Below are 16,614 nucleotides of genomic sequence, written 5' to 3'. Positions count from 1 at the left end.
TTCACTGGGATATCACGGAATCGGAGGCTGCCGTCGGGTTAGTTGCCCTTCGGCTTGTCCTCGTCCTCAAGGTCCAGTTCACCCAGGTCAATGTGGGTACGAGGCTCCGGAACGAGCTTCTTCACCACGGGGCGGGCAGCAATCACAGGCACGGAACCGGTGTAGCCTTCACGGACGCGAGCAATCTCGTTGACGCGATCACGAACCGTGTACCAGCCGATAATCAGCAGCGGGATAACCACCAGCAGCGATGCCAGGGTGTAGGTACCCACCGGGTAATCCAGAGCCATCAGCACCAGCACAACAGCGAGGAACACCATCACAGCCCAGTCGCTGAAGCGACCGCCGGGTGCGCGGTAGTTGGGGCGCTTGTACTTGCCCTCACCGACCAGCTTCAGGTACTTCTGGTGTGACATTGCGATAGCAGCCCAGCTAGCCATGGTGCCCACGGATGCGATGTTCAGCACGACCTCGAACGCCTGCTCGGGAACGAAGAAGTTCAGCACAACGCCGAAGAGGCCAATCACACCGGTCAGCAGAATACCTGCCACCGGAACGCCGGAGCGGGACACCTTGGTGGTGAACTTCGGTGCCGAACCTGCAACACCCATCGAGTGGAGGATACGGCCGGTGGAGTACAGGCCAGCGTTCAGCGAGGAAGCAGCCGCGGTAATAACGACCAGCTGCATAATCGGTGCGGTACCGTCAATGCCGATCGAGTCGAAGAAGGTCACGAACGGCGACTCTGCATCCTTGTATGCGGTGTAGGGCATGAGTAGGCAGAGCAGAACCACGGAACCAACGTAGAAGATCGCGATACGCCAGATCACGGTGTTGATAGCGCGGGGGATAACCTTCTCAACGTTCTTGGTTTCACCACTGGTGGTGCCGACCAGCTCAATACCGGCGTAGGCGAACACAACGCCCTGAACCACGATAAGAGCGGGAAGAATACCGTTGGGGAAGAAGCCGTCATTGGCTGCAATGAGTTCCAGACCGGGGCGGACGCCGTTGATGGGTTCACCGAAGACCAGGTACCAGATACCTACCGCCATGAAGGACAGCAGGGCAAGAATCTTAATGAGTGCGAACCAGAATTCCAGCTCACCGAAGAGCTTCACGGAGATGAGGTTCAAAGCAACGGTGACAACAACGACGATGAATGCGCTAAGCCACTGGGGAATATCTGCGAAGAACTGGTTGTATCGACCGAACCAGCTGATGTAGATAGCGATAGCGGTGGCGTCTGCAACGGCGGTCATTGCCCAGTTCAGCCAGTACAGCCATCCGGATACGAATGCGGCTTTTTCGCCGTAGAATTCGCGGGTGTAGGAGACGAAGGAGCCCGAGGAGGGGCGGTGAAGGATCAGCTCGCCGAGGGCTCGAAGAATCAGGTAGCCGAAGAAGCCGATGACGGCGTAGATGACGGCGAGCATGGGGCCTGCGTCCTGCAGGCGGCTACCGGTGCCCAGGAACAGGCCGGTACCGATAGCGGAACCGATGGCGATCATCTGGAGCTGACGTGCGCCAAGCCCCTTGTGGAAGCCTTCCTGTTCGTGTGCGAACGGGTCATCTGTGGGGGGCTTAGTGTACTGATCCGCTGCAGAAGTCTGCGGGTTCTTGTTTGGTGAGGTGCTCATGCTATACCTCCTTGGATAGTTACATCTGAAGCACGTGCTACACGAAATGTGGTTGGGAACACGTCTGCGGTTGTAATGACTATAGCACGGTAATTTAGGTAAATATAACTCACATCACGTAACAATTTATATACATATAATGCATATCTTATGAATATATTTGGTTCATGTTGTATTGTGTGGTTTTCATTGTTTTGTGAAATAGATTAATTGAACCCTGAGTACAAAAAATCAATTACCCCACCACCGCACAGCACAAGAGCACCCACAACGGGGTGCTCTCACAACCTATTCACAACGGGGACTTAGTCCTCCATCAGCCGGTCAATCTTCGCCCGCAACGCGCGCTCACGACGATTCAACCACCACCAGCTCGGCCAACGCATCAACGACTTACGACCAACCTGCACGACCGAGGGGAGCTTCGCCTCCGCAAGCGCCACATCAATCTCGTGGTCACTCGCGCCCTCATCACGCATTTTCTCCATCAACTCAAGGGATTTCGCCATATCGCCATGCCCCAAAACATGCCGACTCTTACGCTCCAGAACCTCATCCAACTGCGCGCGCACCGGGGCAATAGCCGCCGCATTCGGATGCTCACGCTCAGCACGACGCTGCGCCTGGCGGGCGCGCTTCTCACGTTTTGCGTCGAGCTGTTTCGGATTATTTTTAGCGCTCGCCTTGCTCATGGGAGGTTCCTTTCGTCGCGTCCGGGTGATGTGTACGCTGGCCTGCACGCACAGAAGACATCAAGTCATTAACACCTCTACTTTACCGCGGTAATTCGCGGAAATTTCGCTGCAGTAAACCCAAAAAAACCCACAAAAAATTAACGATAAATAAGTCGTATCTTGGTAAAATAGTGCGAGTAGGAGGCGTCTCGCGCGCCAACAAAATATGGTGAACCGGCCCAACATTGGTAACCGGTCGCATCTATCCAAGGAGTCAGCATATGGCTATTGCAACCCCCGAAGTTTACGCAGAAATGCTGCAGACCGCGAAGGAAAAGGGCTTCGCGTACCCCGCAGTGAACGTGACCTCCTCCCAGACCCTGAACGCTGCAATCCGCGGCTTCGCAGAGGCTGGCTCGGACGGCATCATCCAGGCATCCACCGGTGGTGCAGCATACTGGTCCGGCGCTTCCAAGAAGGACATGGTCGTTGGCTCCCTGGCCTTCGCAGCATACGCACGCGAAGTTGCTAAGCAGTACGACGTGAACATTGCACTGCACACCGACCACTGCCCCAAGGACAAGCTGGACGGCTTCGTCCTGCCCCTGCTGGCAGAGTCCGAGAAGGCTGTTGCTCGCGGTGAAGACCCCATCTTCAACTCCCACATGTGGGACGGCTCCGCAATCGACCTGGACGAGAACCTGAAGATTGCTGCTGAGCTGATCGAGCGTACCTCCAAGGCAAACATCGTGCTTGAGGTTGAGATCGGTGCCGTTGGTGGCGAGGAAGACGGCGTTGAAGGCGCTATCGACGACTCCCTGTACACCACCGTTGCAGACGCAATCAAGACCGTTGAAGCAATCGGCCTGGGCGAGAAGGGCACCTACATGGCTGCTCTGACCTTCGGTAACGTTCACGGCGTGTACAAGCCCGGTAACGTTCACCTGCGCCCCGAGCTGCTCAAGGAAATCCAGACCGAGGTCGGCGCTAAGTACGGCAAGGGCGACAAGCCCTTCTACCTGGTCTTCCACGGTGGCTCCGGCTCCACCGAGCAGGAGATTGCAGACGCAGTGTCCTACGGTGTTATCAAGATGAACATCGACACCGACACCCAGTACGCATTCACCCGCCCCGTTGCTGGCCACATGTTCAGCAACTACGACGGTGTGCTGAAGGTTGACGGCGAGGTCGGCAACAAGAAGACCTACGACCCCCGCGTTTGGGGTGCAGCTGCAGAGGCAGGCATGGCCGCACGCGTGGTCGAGGCTTGCCAGCAGCTCGGTTCCGTCGGTACCTCCATCAAGTAAGGTACTGTTCGCCCGCCGCAGCTCCCGTAGGTGCTGCCGGGTGTGAACCTAAGCTTCGTTAAGCGAAAGCGGTGCCCGCTTCCTCATCACGAGGAGGCGGGCACCGCTCTTTGTTTATGCAGTTCTTTGGGTGCGCAGTTTAGAACCGGGCGAGCCGGGCGCTCGTTGCCGGCAGGGGCGGGTTTACTTGCCGCCGCAGCCGCAACCACCGCATCCGCAGCCACCGGACTTCACAGCCACCGAACCGGAGGTGGGGATACCGTCGCCGGTGTCGCCACCCATGAGGTTCACGCGGTTACCGATCTCGGGGCCGCCGACCGGCTGGGGTGCCTTACCCGCCAGGGTTGCCGCGAAACCGGCGGGTTCGCCGCTCAGGTTCGGGATTATCGACGCCGCCGGGGAACCGGACGGGCCGCATGCAGCCGCTGCCGCGTTCGCCTTCGGCTGGGCGACCAGGTGGGCGCGGGAGAAACGCTTAATCTGCTCGGCGGTCGGGTACGCGAAGGACACCTTCACCTCGCCGTTGACCAGCATGAGCGGCAGAACCTCGATGCCGTTCATCTCAATCTGCTCGGCAACCGGTGCGCACTCTTCAAATGCGGAAGGGTAGGAGTCGGTGGAGTACACCTCAATGTCCACGCCCGAATCCAGCGCCTCCTGCGCGGCGCCCAGGAACTCGGAGCGCTCCATATCCTGCGGATCCTCCGGGTTCTCACCGGGGCCCGGAATAAATACTTCAAGAACGGTTTCAGCCGCTTCAGTCATCAGTTTTTAGCCTTTTCTCTCTTATAGGCACCGGCTCGGAGGAGGGGTGCCAGTCCTTCACTAAGTGTACTCGCGACCTCAAGAGTGCAGAAGTGTGAGTTGAAGTTCCAGATTTGCGGAATATTTGCAGAATTCGAGTCGAATGACCCTCAGCTCGTGAGCTACGGGTTTAGGTGTTGTATTCTGAGTGCATATGCACCGGAGTGTGCGAACCCTGCAATTTAGGCAGGCGCCGCCCGGTGTGAAACCAAGAAGGCAACGACGCCCGCATCCGACGCGGACGCATCAGCGCTACAAATACACGCTATTCATAGCGCCACACGACCAAAAGGAGCATATATGTTCGGTTTCGGCAAGAAGAAGAAGGAAGCTGCCGCACAGGAAGCATCGTCCGCAGACGTCTACGTCGCACCTGCTACCGGCGAGTACCTGCCGCTGAGCGAAGTCTCCGACCCCGTTTTCTCTCAGGGTGTTATGGGCGACGGCTACGCAGTGAACCCCACCGCAGGCACCATCGTCGCACCCGTTGCAGGCACCATCGCACTGATTCAGGACACCCTGCACGCATTCATGCTCCGCACCGAAAACGGCGGCGAGGTACTGGTCCACATCGGTATCGACACCGTTGAGCTCGGTGGCGAAGGCTTCACCAAGATTGCTAACGTAGGTGACAAGGTTGAGGCTGGCGCACCCATCATCGAGGTGGACTGGGCAGCTATCGAGGGCCGCATCCCCTCCAAGGAAACCATGGTGATGATTACCAACACCGCAAAGTTCAACATCTCCAAGGACTCTGAGGCACGCCGCCCCGTCGCAGCCGGTGACCGCGTCGCTCAGGCATCCAAGAAGTAAGCTGAACCAGCGAAAATAGCTCAGCTTCAACAGCGGTGAAAAACCTGCGAAAAATGTTTTAACGCAAAAGGTCGCGTCCTGTAGGCTCAATCGGGCTGTAGGCGCGGCCTTTTTCGTTACACGAGAAATTTTTTAACGCCGCATGAAATGCCGCTATTAAAAGCGGCGGAAAAGGAGGAACACATTCACCCGCATTACACTGCGGGTAAGAATGAGGCGCACATAATACCCTATTTTCCTGTAAACGCAGTGAATCACCGATAAAAAATCGTTATCCTACTTAGAGTTGTAGTTTGAGTTGAGAGAATCCGGACCCTCAGCTATAAACCAAAACTTCAATGAACAACCACACACATTACGCTCAACTCATAAAAGAAAAAGGACTACTACGGTGACTGCATTCCCGAAGACCTCTAAGAATCTGAGCCGCCGCGGCTTCATCGGTGCCTCCGCACTGGCACCCGCCGCCCTCATGCTCCAGGCAGGCGAAGCCCACGCCGCAGCCAACACCCGCGCACAGCTCGCGGCAGTACACAGCGGCTCCCCCGCACATCAGCTGCTCTACAAGACCGATGAATTTTTCATCGCCCACCGCGGTGCCGGCAACATCAGCCCCGAGCACACCGCCTACGCCTACGCAGAGTCCGTACGCCGCGGCGCCCTCGCCGTCGAAATTTCCGTACGCACCACCAGCGATGGCCAGTTCGTCTGCATGCACGATACCAACATCAAGCGCACCACCGGTGCGTCCATGGACGTTCGCGGCCACACCCTCGCCGAACTGCGCCAGCACAAGGTTGACATGCGCCAAAACTTGGGCGAGAAGACCGGCCTGTACGACATCCCCACCCTCGAAGAAGCCATCGCCGCAGTTGACGCCGTACCCGCAGGCGGCGAATACGCCTCCGTCGGCGGCAAGAAGGTCGTACTGTTCCTCGAAGCGAAGGACGGCCCCGCACAGGCAGGCCTCGTCAAGTTCATCACCGAACGCGGCCTGCAGCGCCGCACCGTCATCAAGATGTACCGCGACGGCAGCGGCGGCTTCAAACCCACCTCCCGCTACCTGAAGCTTGCCAACTCCGCAGGCTGCGCCACCTGGTGCTACTTCGACGGTGGCGACCCCATCGACAAGATTTCCGCAATGGCACGCCACGAAAACGTAGACGCCATCGGCGTACCCTACTACGAGAAGCCGACCGGCGCTTCCCAGGGCTCCATGAGCGAGGAGAACGTACGCGCCCTCACCGGCCTCGGCAAGGCAGTCATTGTCTGGGAAATCCACCGCCGCTCCGCCTACGAAAAGTACAAGGCACTGGGCGTTAAGGGCTTCATGTGCCCCGACCCCTACTGGGTAATCGGTGACCCCTTCGACGCCAGCGTGAAGATTAAGACCGGCCAGCGTCCCCACGGCATGCTGCCCGCCGACCCCTCCGTCGCAGCGGACATGCCCGACCTGACCGGCGCAGCCATCGTGCACAACCAGCGCTACGACGAATCCGTGCTGCTCGGCCCTCTGGCGAACTACACCACTCGCGACAAGTACACTCTCGACTTCTCCATGAAGTGGACCAGTGCAGTGCCGAAGCAGGATGGTCACTACGGCTACATTGCGTTCGGTCGCGAACACGACGGCGCCTTCGGCATCGGCAAGAAGTTCGCTGCAAAGCAGGAAGACGGCACCTACGTGCTCGCCATCCGCCCCAACTACCGCGGCGGCTCCGTAGCGCAGATTCTCTGCTTCGAACCCAACCAGACTAGCCCGCGCGTGCTGCACACCATGAAGCTGCGCCAGAAGGTCACCACCGGCCAGGCACTGAACTGCAAGATTGTGCTGAACAAGAACAGCTTCTACTACACGGTCAACGGTCAGTACTCCAGCCCCATCAACCACAGCGCCTACCGCGGCCCGTACGTACACTTCGGCCGCTTCCACGGCACCAACGATGGCGGTCCTCTGGAGCTGACTCGAATCGAGGCACGCCAGTCCTGGATCTGAGAGAACCGGTGGGCCTAGTCCACCTGGGTGCCCGCCTCACCGCCCGCTAAGTGGTGAAGGTGCGGGTATCGGGCAGAGCGGATGCAACACCGAGCATCCCTTCCGGGCAATGCCTTCCATAATCCTCAGCTAGGACTCTCGCGCGCTGAGCGAGAATCCACCTGAAGGGGGTCGTATCCAACGCGGATGCGGCCCCCTTCGGCGTGCCCGCGGCCCTCTCAGGGTGGGGAGAGGGCGCGCGGGGCAGGGGAGAGAGCCGCTGGATCGGTTCGAGGAGCAGGGGAGCGCGCAGGACTAGAATTAAAAGCGTCAGAGTCGACCGCACCGGCCGCCCCAACCCGAAAGGCACGCCATGACCACCTCACCCGAAAGCTCCGCCGCCGAGAGTTCCGCTTCCGCAAAGCCCGCCGCGAAATCCGCCCAGCTGCGAGGCCGCACCGAACCGCACATGCAAAGCATCAACATGCCGCAGCGCGAACCCATCGACCCCTACGAGCGGCCCTCCTACCCCTTCTTCTACGTGCCCACTGACCTGCTTATCGGCGGCAGCTGGGTCACCGGCGACAACGGGTCCTTCCCCGTGCACAACCCCTCCTGTGGCCAAATCCTCGCGCACGTCGCCGACGCCAGTATCGAACAGGGCATCGAAGCACTCGACGCCGCCTGCGACGCCCGCACCTCATGGGCGGCAACCAGCGTCCGCGAACGCGCCGACATCCTCAACCGCGCCTACACGCTTATGACGCAGCGCACCGAAGTCATCGCCCGGCTCATGACCCTCGAAATGGGCAAGCCCCTCGACCAGTCCCGCGGCGAAGTCGCCTACGCGGCAAACTACCTGCGCTGGTACGCCGAAGAAGCCGCCCGCAACTTCGGCCGCACCGCCGTCGCCCCCGAATCCGGGCTGCAGATCACCACCGTACGCCGCCCCGTCGGCCCCTGCCTGCTGATTACCCCCTGGAACTTCCCGCTCGCCATGGCGGCACGCAAGGTCGCCCCGGCGCTCGCGGCGGGTTGTACCGCGGTGCTCAAGCCCGCCTCCCTGACTCCGCTCAGCTCCCTGTACTTCGCGTCCCTGATGCGTGAGGCGGGCCTGCCGGACGGCGTGCTGAACGTGGTGACCACCTCTCGTACCGGTGAGGTTGTCTCCGCGCTGATGGCTGATGAGCGTCTGCGGAAGGTCTCGTTCACCGGCTCCACCGCCGTGGGCCGCACCCTGCTCGCGCAGGCCTCGCAGAACGTTCTGCGTACCTCCATGGAGCTGGGTGGCAACGCACCGTTCATCGTCTTTGAGGACGCGGACATCCCCGCCGCCGTGGAGGGCGCCTACGCGGCGAAGATGAGGAACATGGGCGAGGCGTGCACCGCCGCCAACCGATTCATCGTGCACGAGGACATTGCCGAAGAGTTCACCCGCGCCTTCGTGGAGCGCATGGAGGCGACCGTCGTGGGTGACGGAACCGTCGACGGAACCGACTGCGGACCGCTAATTCAACCTTCAGCGGTTGAATCTATGCTTTTTATGGTGGAAGACGCCCTGGGCAAGGGCGCGCTCCTCGCCTGCGGCGGTTACATTCCCGAGCTTGAGGAGAACGTTCCGAGCGATACCGGCGGCATGCCCAAGAACCTGAACAAGGGCAACTTCGTGACCCCCACCGTGCTGACCGGCGTGACCGATTCGATGCGCGTGTGGCGTGAAGAAATCTTCGGCCCCGTCGCCCCGATTGCCACGTTCGGCGGCTACGGTGAGGAGGGCGAACGCACCGCCCTGAAGCTCGCCAACGACACCGAGTACGGCCTAGCGGCGTACGTGTACACGAGTAACCACCCGCGCTTTACGCGCATGGCGGCTGGTCTGGAGTTTGGCCTGATTGGTTACAACTCCGGCGTTATCTCGAATGCGGCGGCACCCTTCGGTGGCGTGAAGCAGTCCGGCATGGGTCGCGAGGGCGGCCCCGAGGGTTTGGAGGAGTACACCGAGCTGCAGTACATCGGCGCACCGAACCCGTTCACCGGATAAGCCAGTTTGCCGGGGGCGGCGAGATGTCAGCTACGTCGAACCCTGAATACGGCGAAGCCCCGGAGGGTACCCGAGAAGGTGCCGCCGGGGCTTTACGCTGTCTACATCATGCGCGGGTGCCAGAACTGGCGCAGGGGGTTATATCTGGCGCAGTGCGAGCAGCTCGCGGCTGAAAGCATCTGCGGGACCCTTGCCGCACGAGTTGGGGCGCGGCTTAAGGGCGACCCGCTCGAAGAAGGTGACCCAGGTGCGTCCGTCGGTGTGGGAGGTGAGTGCCGCCTCCATGGTGGGGTGTTTGGCGGTATCTGCCGGTGGCTCAATGCCCGCCTCACGGAGTGTACTCAGTGCCTCCGATACCGATGTTTCACGTGAAACCAAACCTCCAGAGGTTACTTCTTCACCCTTTTTCTCCAGTTCGAGGCGTACGGCAACCTCCGCCGCCTGCTCCACCGGGGTATCCGTGCTGCGGCCTCGCAGGCCGTGCAGCGACGGAATGGAGCGACCCGCCAGCGACAGGTACGCCGCCAGTGCCGAAGGCTCCGACAGGCGACCGTAGGTGTAGCCGGTGGGTAGCATAATGCCGACCGGAGCAAAGCGGTGACCGCCCGTATGCGAGCACTCCCATACCGCATTACCCGGCAGGATATCCGCCAGGTGCGCCGCAATGGGGCGACCGCGCAGGGCACAGCAGCGGTCACGCTTGGAGTGGGTGCACACGAGAATGGCGGGGGAGTCCATGAGCTCCGCACCGGTCGCCTGAATCAACTCCTGGGGGTTGTCCAGGGGCAGGTCGAGTAGCTGCTCGGGGGTGCTCACGCTGAACGAGTAGAGCTTCTCCTCGCCCGGGGCGCAGAGCGCGTAGAGTACCCGGTGGGTCGGGTTGCCGGATGCATCCGGCGCGCCGTGCAGTACACGCCCCGCCCTGCCCACCTGGCGGATCAGCAGGAACTTCAGCCCCGCCTGCGAGACTGCCTCGCCCAACGCCTCCGAAAGCTCCTCACCGAGGGCGGAGCCGTCCAGCACGTCGCGGCCCCAGTGACCCACGTGCTCGAGTGCCAGCCATGCGGTGGCGCGTCCGGCGGTGCCGCCGAGAGCCTCGTCGTCGTAGAGGGAGCAGGAGTCTGCGGGAATCTTGGTGGCGCGGGTACGCGAGGAGAGTTCGTCGGCGTGTGCGGCACGCAGGTTGTTCAGCTCGGTGGGGTTGGTGGCGCGCGGCTCGGGGGTTGCGGGGGTGCAGGATTCAGTCATGGTTCCTCGATTCTACGCCTGCAGGATGTGAATGACCTATGTTGCCCCTGTGCGGCCTAAATGCTGAAAAACAACCGCTCAAGGGTGATTTTTGGGGCCTATCGGGGGGCAACTACTCAGGAAGGAGCGCCAAAGCGACGCGGTAGAGGCGGTCCTTTTCCTCGGGGGCGCCGAAGAAGGAGCGGAGCATGTACCCCTGGAAGACCATCATGAAGGCGTCTGCGGTGTCGCGGGCGTAGTCGGCGATGAGCGCCTCCTGTTCGGGGGTGCGCTGCGCCGAATCGGGGTTGATTTCGTGTAGAACGCTGAGCTGTTCGGCTGCCCAGGGGGTGAGGGTCTTTACGATGATGCCCTGCAATAGGGGCATGATGTCCGTGGTTGCCCTGGCGATTTCGGGTGCGTGGAGCGATTCAAGGCGGATGCGCAGCATGGCAGAGAAATTGTCGTTTACCAGCTGGTTCGTGTGGATGGTTTCGAGAATATCCTGGGGGCCTGCGCCTTCGGGGAGTGTTTCGTAGAGCTTCTTGACGTTGTTGAGGCGCTCGTTGATGGCGGTGATGAGGATGTCTTCTTTGTCGGAGAAGTGCGAGTAGATGGACCCGGAGGACAGCCCGGAGGCTTTGATGATGTCGCTCATGGAGGTGTTGGTGTAGCCCTTTTCGAGGAAGCAGCTAACGGCGGCTTCGATGATTTGGGCTCGGCGTGCGGCTTTGGTGGCGTCTGTTAGTCGGGGCATGGTTCCAGTCTAGGGGGTGAGGCTAAAGAACGCGTAAACACAACACTGATTCTTTTTGTGACTTTACAAACAAAATAGCTATTTCGTTTGCGCTTGGTAAAAACCGAGAGTAGAGTTCTGACTCGTAAACGAAATAAGCATTTTGTTTGGAGATTGTCGTGAACAACGAAACCACCACAGCAGTCACCGCAGAGGCAGTGACCGCCGCAGCCCCCGAGCGCTCCTCCTGGATCAAGGTCATCAGTACCTCCCTGCTGGCATCCCTAATCGTGGCGGTTGTTATTCTCGCCTTCACTTGGCCTACCAAGACCATGGAGGCAAAGAACCTGCCCGTCTCTATCGCAGGCCCCGAGGTGACCGTCAGTCAGTTTGAACAGTCCCTCAAAGACCAAGGTATTGAAACCTTCGAACTGAAGCAGGCATCCTCCCGCGAAGAGGCTGAACAGCAGATCAAGCAGCGCGAAACCTACGGCGCAATTATCTTCACCGAAGGCGCTGCTCCCGAGGTGCTGACCGCCCCCGCCGCGAACGCCGCAGCAACCCAGATGCTCAACGGTGTTGCCACCCAGCTGAACGCGCAGATTCAGCAGAAGGCACTCGCTGCCAAGACTGAGGCCCTCACCCAGGCGGTGCAGGCGGGAGGTGAGCAGGGTGCGCAGGCTGCCGCCCAGCTGGAGCAGATGAAGGTGCAGGCCGAGCAGGCATCCGCAATGGCGGTGAAGACTACCGCAGTGGTGCCCCTGAGCGAGAGTGACTCCTCCGGTACCGGTCTGGCTATTGCCGCATTCCCGCTGGTCATTGGCGGTATTCTCGGTGGTTCCTTCTCCGTACTGCGCGTGAACGGCACCTGGCGCCGCTTCGCCACCGCAACCCTGTACGCCGTCATCGGTGGTGCATTGACCGCCCTGATTCTGAGCACCTGGTTCGGTTTCATTCCCGGTGACTTCGCTACCCTGTGGGCTGCGTTCGGCGCTACCTACCTGGCGACCGCCTTCTTCATTGTGGGTGTGGGTGCGCTGTCTTCGCCGCTGATTGGTCTCGCTGTAGGCGCGGTCATCACCATGTTCATTGGTAACCCGATTTCGGGCGCAAGCATGCCGAGCGTGTTCCTGCCCGGTGCGTGGGGTCAGATTGGTCAGATGTTGGTGCCGGGTGCATCCTCGACCCTGCTGCGTTCGATTGCGTACTTCCCGGAGGTTGCAACGAGCGACCAGTGGCTGGTGCTCGGTTCCTGGATTGCGTTCGGTCTGCTCGCCGGTGTCATCGGCTGGGCTTTCAAGGAGCGCCGCACCGCAACGGTGGAGGCATAAGCGCCGCGGGTTAGGCCGCCGGTACAACGTAGCCGACGCAACATAGCCGGTGCAACGTAAGAAGGGTGTGTGCCGTGTTCACTGAACACGGCACACACCCTTTTGACATACCGACTATTACCGGCTGTTATACGCTGTTACTGGTTGTCGAGGACGTACTGCTTGAACTGCTCGTCCCGGCGTTTGAATTCTTTGAGCTCATTCTCCAGGGCAGCCTGGTTCTTGGCGACGAGCGGCTTCTGGTACTGCGCCTCCAGGTCGTAGAGCTTCTGCGAACGGCCTACATCCTGATTGCACTGCGCTTCGATGACGGCGATTCGAATTTCCTCTTCTGAGGGGGTGGTGCTCTGAGGAATGTTCTTTTCTTCCTTGACGGTCATCTCACTATCGGGGGTGAGGCCCTTGTCCTTGACGCATCGCTTCCACTCGTCGTCGAGAGATTTTTTGAGCTGTCGATCGCCTGCGGCGTTTCGGGCATCGGTCTCCAAACGCCTAAATGTGGCGGAGCCGAATGGGATCTCTCCAATTTGCTTCATCTCATCGCTGGCGCGCTGATAGCATTCGGTGCTGACATCCTTCCCAGGGTCGGAGGAGGGCGCAGGGGAGGACAGATCCAGCGTATTCGATTCATTGGGCTCGTGGAGGCCGTACTTTTGGGCGTACTCAACGTTCCAGATTCCGTAGGTCCTGCCGAAGTTCCTGCCGGCCCCCTCGGTGCGGACAAACATCTTGTAGTGCTGCCCGTGTTCGGCAAAGCACTTTTTGCGGGCGAGCTCAAGGGCTTTGGTAAAGTATTCGTCTTTGCCGGTGGTGTCGTATGCGTCCAGGGGTAGGATTACCTGGTCATTTTCTGCGTTGAAAATCGCGCGGGCGCTTTCGTCCTTCTCCAACGTGGGACCAAAAGAGCAAGAGGACAGCACAGTGCTGATGAGGGCAGCCGCCAGAAGCTTTTTCAAAGCTGACATGGTGTATATCCAATCTGTTACGGGGAGCCCGTGGCGTCGCGGCCACAACCCCCCCCGTAGACCACGCGAACGATGTGGCCTTGAGAACACTTCTTGAGAAGGTGACTTAACAATACCCCTAGTGGATGCGGGTTTGCGCTCAATAGGGAGGTGCGTGCAATAGAAAATTTTCCGCCGCGTGGCGGGTAGGTGCCGGTTGCGGAGCGGTTCGGCGAAGCCATGATGGAACCCCGCCGAAACCCCGGCAAAAATACGGTGGAATCACTGCGAAAACTGTGGAGAGACAGGACGCGCAGGCGGGTGCACCTGATTTGGTGCCCCGCCCGCCTCGCGCCACAATGAACACATGACCGCAGAAGACACCAACGCACTAACCAGCGCCAGGCTCGACCTCTGGCTCTGGTCGGTGCGCATCTTTAAAACCCGCTCTCTCGCCGCCGACGAATGTAAAGGCGGCCACGTGCGCGTCAACGACGCCCCCGCCAAACCCTCCCAAAAACTCAAAAAAGGCGACGTGGTGCGCGTGCGCTACCCCGGCTGGGAACGCGTCTTCAAAGTCGAAAAACTCCTCGTCAAACGCGTAGGCGCACCTATCGCCGTCACCTGCTACGAAGACCTCTCCGGCCCGCGCCCCGCCTACCTCTCCATGCCGCCGGTTGCCAAACGCGAACGAGGCAGCGGCCGCCCCACCAAGAAGGAACGCCGCGCCCTCGACGAACTGCGTGGCCGAGGCGCCTAAAGCGCATCTCGCACACCTATCTCGCAGAGTGCACCCCGCCCCGCGCGCAGGCACCCGCCGCGGCGGCGGGGAGTAGCCTAGAAGGATGAGCACACAGAAGCACCCGAATACCGAACCCGCTGCGAACACCGCCGAGCCTTCGCTGAACCGGCGCATCCTCGCGCTCGCCGTACCCGCCTTCGGTGCGCTCATCGCCGAACCCATCTTCGTGCTCACCGACTCCGCCCTCATCGGCCAACTCGGCAAGGCAGAACTCGCGGGCATGAGCATCGCCGCCACGCTCGTCACCACGGTCGTGGGCCTCATGAACTTCCTCGCCTACTCCGTCACGCCCGCCGTGGCGCGCGCCTTCGGCGAGAAGAACCTGCGCCGCTCCTGGCAGATTGGCGTGGACGGCGTGTGGGTCGCCTTCGGCCTCGGCATGCTCCTCATGATCGCCGGATACGCCTTCGCAGACCCGCTACTGCGCGGCCTCGGCGCGACCGACGAAACCATGAGCTACGCCCTCAACTACCTGCACCACTCGCTCTGGGGCATTCCGCCGATGATGATTATCCTCGCGCAGGTCGGCACGCTCCGCGGACTGCAAGACACCGTCACCCCGCTCAAAGTCGCCACGGTCGGCACGCTCGTCAACATTGTGCTGAACTGGCTGCTCATCTACCCGGTCGGCTGGGGCGTTGCCGGTTCGGCGACCGGCACCTCCCTCACCCAGTGGGGCATGGCTGCCGCGCTCGGTGTGGTCATGATGCGCGGCACCCGCGAACACGCCGTCCCCTGGGCACCCGACGTCGCCGGCATGCGTTCGGTGCTCTCGCTCGGCTCCTGGCTCATGCTGCGCACCCTGTCCATGCGCATCGCCTCCCTGCTGACCGTGTTCGTCGTGGCACGATTCGGCACCGAACACACCGCCGCCTACCAGCTCGGCATGGGCGTATTTAACCTCTTCCTCTACGCCCTGGACTCCCTCGCCATCGCCGCCCAGGCGCTACTCGGCAAGGAACTCGGCGAACGCGACCTCAACGTAGAATCCGAACGTGCGAAGGTGCGCCAGCTGAAAAACCGGCTGCTGCGCATGAGCCTCATCTACGGCGTGATCACCGGCCTAATCTGCCCGCTCATTGGCTTCTTCGGCTCCTGGATTTTCACGCAGGACGCGCAGGTGGCGTTCCTCTTCACCATCGCCACCGTCATCATTGCGCTCGGCCAGCCCATCGCCGCGTACGTGTTCACCCTGGACGGCATCCTCATGGGCGCGCAGGACGTGAAATACCTGGCAATCGGCTGCTTCATCATGCTCGTGATGTACGTGCCCGTCATGCTCGGCCTGCACTGGGCGGTCGGCAACGGCACCATGGATGCGCTCGCCGGGTATTGCGGCTTGTGGGCGGCGTATATTCTGTACTTCCAAGGAATCCGCGCGGTCATTTTTGGCCGCCGCGCCCGCTCGGATGTGTGGATGAAAGCCGGTGCCGAGTAGGGGCTTCGCAGAGGGACTTGTAGGGGGCTCTGGAGGTGCTTCTCCGGGGAACTTTGGGTGTGCGCCGGGGCGGCTGGACTTGGCGTTTTGTGGCGGTACTTCGCGCTCTCGCGGCGTATTTCCTGCGGGCGTAACTCGCCACATTTCGTACCGCCCGAACCCTCCGCGGGTGTAGCATGACAGGGTATTGAAACCCTCATGCAAAGGATGAAACCGTGACCGTAACTCGCGAAGAAGCCCTCGAAATTTTCGCCCGCCGCCGCGCAACCCGCGCCTACGACCCCGACCGCCGCGTCAGCGACGAAGACTTCGCCGCAATCCTCGAATTTGCGCGCCTGTCGCCCAGCTCCGTCGGCACCGAGCCGTGGAAGTTCCTGGTCATCCAGGACCCCGAACTGCGCGAAAAGCTCAAGCCGATCGCCTGGGGCATGGCTGGTGCTCTCGATGACGCAAGCCACCTGGTCGTACTGCTGGCGAAGAAGGGCCTGCGCTACGACACCCCGTGGATGCGCCGCACCCTCGAAGGCCGCAACCTCACCGAAGAGCAGATGGAAGCCGCGCTCGAACGCTACGGCAGCTTCCAGAAGAACGACATGAAGATCCTGGAAAGCGACCGTGCGCTCTTCGACTGGGCATCCAAGCAGACCTACATTGCCCTGGGCAACATGATGACCGGCGCCGCAATGCTCGGCATCGACTCCTGCCCCATTGAGGGTATGAACTACGAAGCAGTGAACGAGCTGCTCGCTTCTGCCGGTCTGTTCGACCCGGAAGAGTTCGGTGTGTCCGTGGCTGTGACCTTCGGTTACCGTGCCCATGAAATCGCGCCGAAGAGCCGCCGCTCCATCGAGGACCTGGTCACCTGGGCGTAAGGTTCTGCCG

14 protein-coding genes are annotated in these 16,614 nt (G+C 60.9%); 8 read left to right on the top strand and 6 right to left on the bottom strand.

Annotated features, from left to right (window positions below):
• Window positions 1–38 precede the first annotated feature (38 nt).
• Window positions 39–1,640 carry an amino acid permease gene (locus ROTMU0001_RS02400; protein ID WP_005507930.1) on the bottom strand — a complete coding sequence of 534 codons (1,602 nt, stop codon included), beginning with the start codon at window positions 1,638–1,640 and terminating at the stop codon, window positions 39–41.
• Window positions 1,641–1,945: 305 nt separating this feature from the next.
• Window positions 1,946–2,332: a hypothetical protein gene (locus ROTMU0001_RS02395; RefSeq protein WP_005507929.1), complete on the bottom strand. Its 387-nt coding sequence runs from the start codon at window positions 2,330–2,332 to the stop codon at window positions 1,946–1,948.
• A 263-nt stretch (window positions 2,333–2,595) separates the two neighbouring features.
• On the opposite strand from ROTMU0001_RS02395, the gene fbaA reads away from it, so the two are divergent.
• Entirely contained in the window at window positions 2,596–3,621 is a 1,026-nt protein-coding gene (gene fbaA, locus ROTMU0001_RS02390; protein ID WP_005507927.1) for a class II fructose-bisphosphate aldolase, read from the top strand.
• 183 nt (window positions 3,622–3,804) lie between these two features.
• Here fbaA and ROTMU0001_RS02385 read toward each other — a convergent pair whose 3' ends face one another.
• Window positions 3,805–4,386: an arsenic metallochaperone ArsD family protein gene (locus ROTMU0001_RS02385; RefSeq protein ID WP_044142251.1), complete on the bottom strand. Its 582-nt coding sequence runs from the start codon at window positions 4,384–4,386 to the stop codon at window positions 3,805–3,807.
• Between the two features lie 339 nt (window positions 4,387–4,725).
• On the opposite strand from ROTMU0001_RS02385, the gene ROTMU0001_RS02380 reads away from it, so the two are divergent.
• The 3 genes from ROTMU0001_RS02380 to ROTMU0001_RS02370 all read left to right on the top strand — a co-directional run bounded on the left by ROTMU0001_RS02380 (window position 4,726) and on the right by ROTMU0001_RS02370 (window position 9,254).
• A complete protein-coding gene (locus ROTMU0001_RS02380) occupies window positions 4,726–5,238 on the top strand; it encodes a PTS sugar transporter subunit IIA (protein WP_005507926.1) in 513 nt (170 codons plus the stop codon).
• A 391-nt stretch (window positions 5,239–5,629) separates the two neighbouring features.
• The gene (locus tag ROTMU0001_RS02375) at window positions 5,630–7,234 is read left to right on the top strand and encodes a glycerophosphodiester phosphodiesterase (protein ID WP_005507925.1); all 1,605 of its coding nucleotides are present in this window, start codon (window positions 5,630–5,632) and stop codon (window positions 7,232–7,234) included.
• 352 nt (window positions 7,235–7,586) lie between these two features.
• Window positions 7,587–9,254, top strand: a complete 1,668-nt coding sequence (locus ROTMU0001_RS02370) for an NAD-dependent succinate-semialdehyde dehydrogenase (RefSeq protein WP_005507924.1) — start codon at window positions 7,587–7,589, stop codon at window positions 9,252–9,254.
• Window positions 9,255–9,392: 138 nt separating this feature from the next.
• Here ROTMU0001_RS02370 and ROTMU0001_RS02365 read toward each other — a convergent pair whose 3' ends face one another.
• On the bottom strand, window positions 9,393–10,502 hold the full coding sequence (locus tag ROTMU0001_RS02365; protein WP_005507923.1) for a ferredoxin family protein: 1,110 nt from the start codon (window positions 10,500–10,502) through the stop codon (window positions 9,393–9,395).
• A gap of 112 nt (window positions 10,503–10,614) precedes the next feature.
• Window positions 10,615–11,238: a TetR/AcrR family transcriptional regulator gene (locus ROTMU0001_RS02360; RefSeq protein ID WP_005507922.1), complete on the bottom strand. Its 624-nt coding sequence runs from the start codon at window positions 11,236–11,238 to the stop codon at window positions 10,615–10,617.
• A 158-nt stretch (window positions 11,239–11,396) separates the two neighbouring features.
• Between ROTMU0001_RS02360 and ROTMU0001_RS02355 the strand changes: the two genes are divergently transcribed.
• The gene (locus ROTMU0001_RS02355; RefSeq protein ID WP_044142250.1) at window positions 11,397–12,548 is read left to right on the top strand and encodes an ABC transporter permease; all 1,152 of its coding nucleotides are present in this window, start codon (window positions 11,397–11,399) and stop codon (window positions 12,546–12,548) included.
• Between the two features lie 137 nt (window positions 12,549–12,685).
• On the opposite strand, the gene ROTMU0001_RS02350 is transcribed toward ROTMU0001_RS02355, so the two are convergent.
• The gene (locus ROTMU0001_RS02350) at window positions 12,686–13,513 is read right to left on the bottom strand and encodes a hypothetical protein (RefSeq protein WP_005507919.1); all 828 of its coding nucleotides are present in this window, start codon (window positions 13,511–13,513) and stop codon (window positions 12,686–12,688) included.
• A 346-nt stretch (window positions 13,514–13,859) separates the two neighbouring features.
• On the opposite strand from ROTMU0001_RS02350, the gene ROTMU0001_RS02345 reads away from it, so the two are divergent.
• The 3 genes from ROTMU0001_RS02345 to ROTMU0001_RS02335 all read left to right on the top strand — a co-directional run bounded on the left by ROTMU0001_RS02345 (window position 13,860) and on the right by ROTMU0001_RS02335 (window position 16,604).
• Window positions 13,860–14,252, top strand: a complete 393-nt coding sequence (locus tag ROTMU0001_RS02345) for an RNA-binding S4 domain-containing protein (RefSeq protein ID WP_005507918.1) — start codon at window positions 13,860–13,862, stop codon at window positions 14,250–14,252.
• Between the two features lie 85 nt (window positions 14,253–14,337).
• Entirely contained in the window at window positions 14,338–15,732 is a 1,395-nt protein-coding gene (locus tag ROTMU0001_RS02340; protein ID WP_005507917.1) for an MATE family efflux transporter, read from the top strand.
• Window positions 15,733–15,947: 215 nt separating this feature from the next.
• Window positions 15,948–16,604, top strand: coding sequence for an NAD(P)H-dependent oxidoreductase (locus ROTMU0001_RS02335; protein WP_005507916.1), 657 nt, complete (start codon window positions 15,948–15,950; stop codon window positions 16,602–16,604).
• Window positions 16,605–16,614: the final 10 nt, after the last annotated feature.

The organism is Rothia mucilaginosa ATCC 25296 (assembly GCF_000175615.1).
GTDB lineage: Bacteria > Actinomycetota > Actinomycetes > Actinomycetales > Micrococcaceae > Rothia > Rothia mucilaginosa.
This window is presented reverse-complemented; position numbering and strand designations above follow the sequence as displayed.

Excerpts from the sequence above, each read along its gene's own strand:
- ROTMU0001_RS02370 (WP_005507924.1), top strand. The coding sequence starts at position 7,587 with ATGACCACCTCACCCGAAAGCTCCGCCGCCGAGAGTTCCGCTTCCGCA.
- ROTMU0001_RS02385 (WP_044142251.1), bottom strand. The coding sequence starts at position 4,386 with ATGACTGAAGCGGCTGAAACCGTTCTTGAAGTATTTATTCCGGGCCCC.
- ROTMU0001_RS02380 (WP_005507926.1), top strand. The coding sequence starts at position 4,726 with ATGTTCGGTTTCGGCAAGAAGAAGAAGGAAGCTGCCGCACAGGAAGCA.
- ROTMU0001_RS02360 (WP_005507922.1), bottom strand. The coding sequence starts at position 11,238 with ATGCCCCGACTAACAGACGCCACCAAAGCCGCACGCCGAGCCCAAATC.
- ROTMU0001_RS02350 (WP_005507919.1), bottom strand. The coding sequence starts at position 13,513 with ATGTCAGCTTTGAAAAAGCTTCTGGCGGCTGCCCTCATCAGCACTGTG.
- ROTMU0001_RS02345 (WP_005507918.1), top strand. The coding sequence starts at position 13,860 with ATGACCGCAGAAGACACCAACGCACTAACCAGCGCCAGGCTCGACCTC.
- ROTMU0001_RS02365 (WP_005507923.1), bottom strand. The coding sequence starts at position 10,502 with ATGACTGAATCCTGCACCCCCGCAACCCCCGAGCCGCGCGCCACCAAC.
- ROTMU0001_RS02340 (WP_005507917.1), top strand. The coding sequence starts at position 14,338 with ATGAGCACACAGAAGCACCCGAATACCGAACCCGCTGCGAACACCGCC.
- ROTMU0001_RS02395 (WP_005507929.1), bottom strand. The coding sequence starts at position 2,332 with ATGAGCAAGGCGAGCGCTAAAAATAATCCGAAACAGCTCGACGCAAAA.
- ROTMU0001_RS02400 (WP_005507930.1), bottom strand. The coding sequence starts at position 1,640 with ATGAGCACCTCACCAAACAAGAACCCGCAGACTTCTGCAGCGGATCAG.
- fbaA (WP_005507927.1), top strand. The coding sequence starts at position 2,596 with ATGGCTATTGCAACCCCCGAAGTTTACGCAGAAATGCTGCAGACCGCG.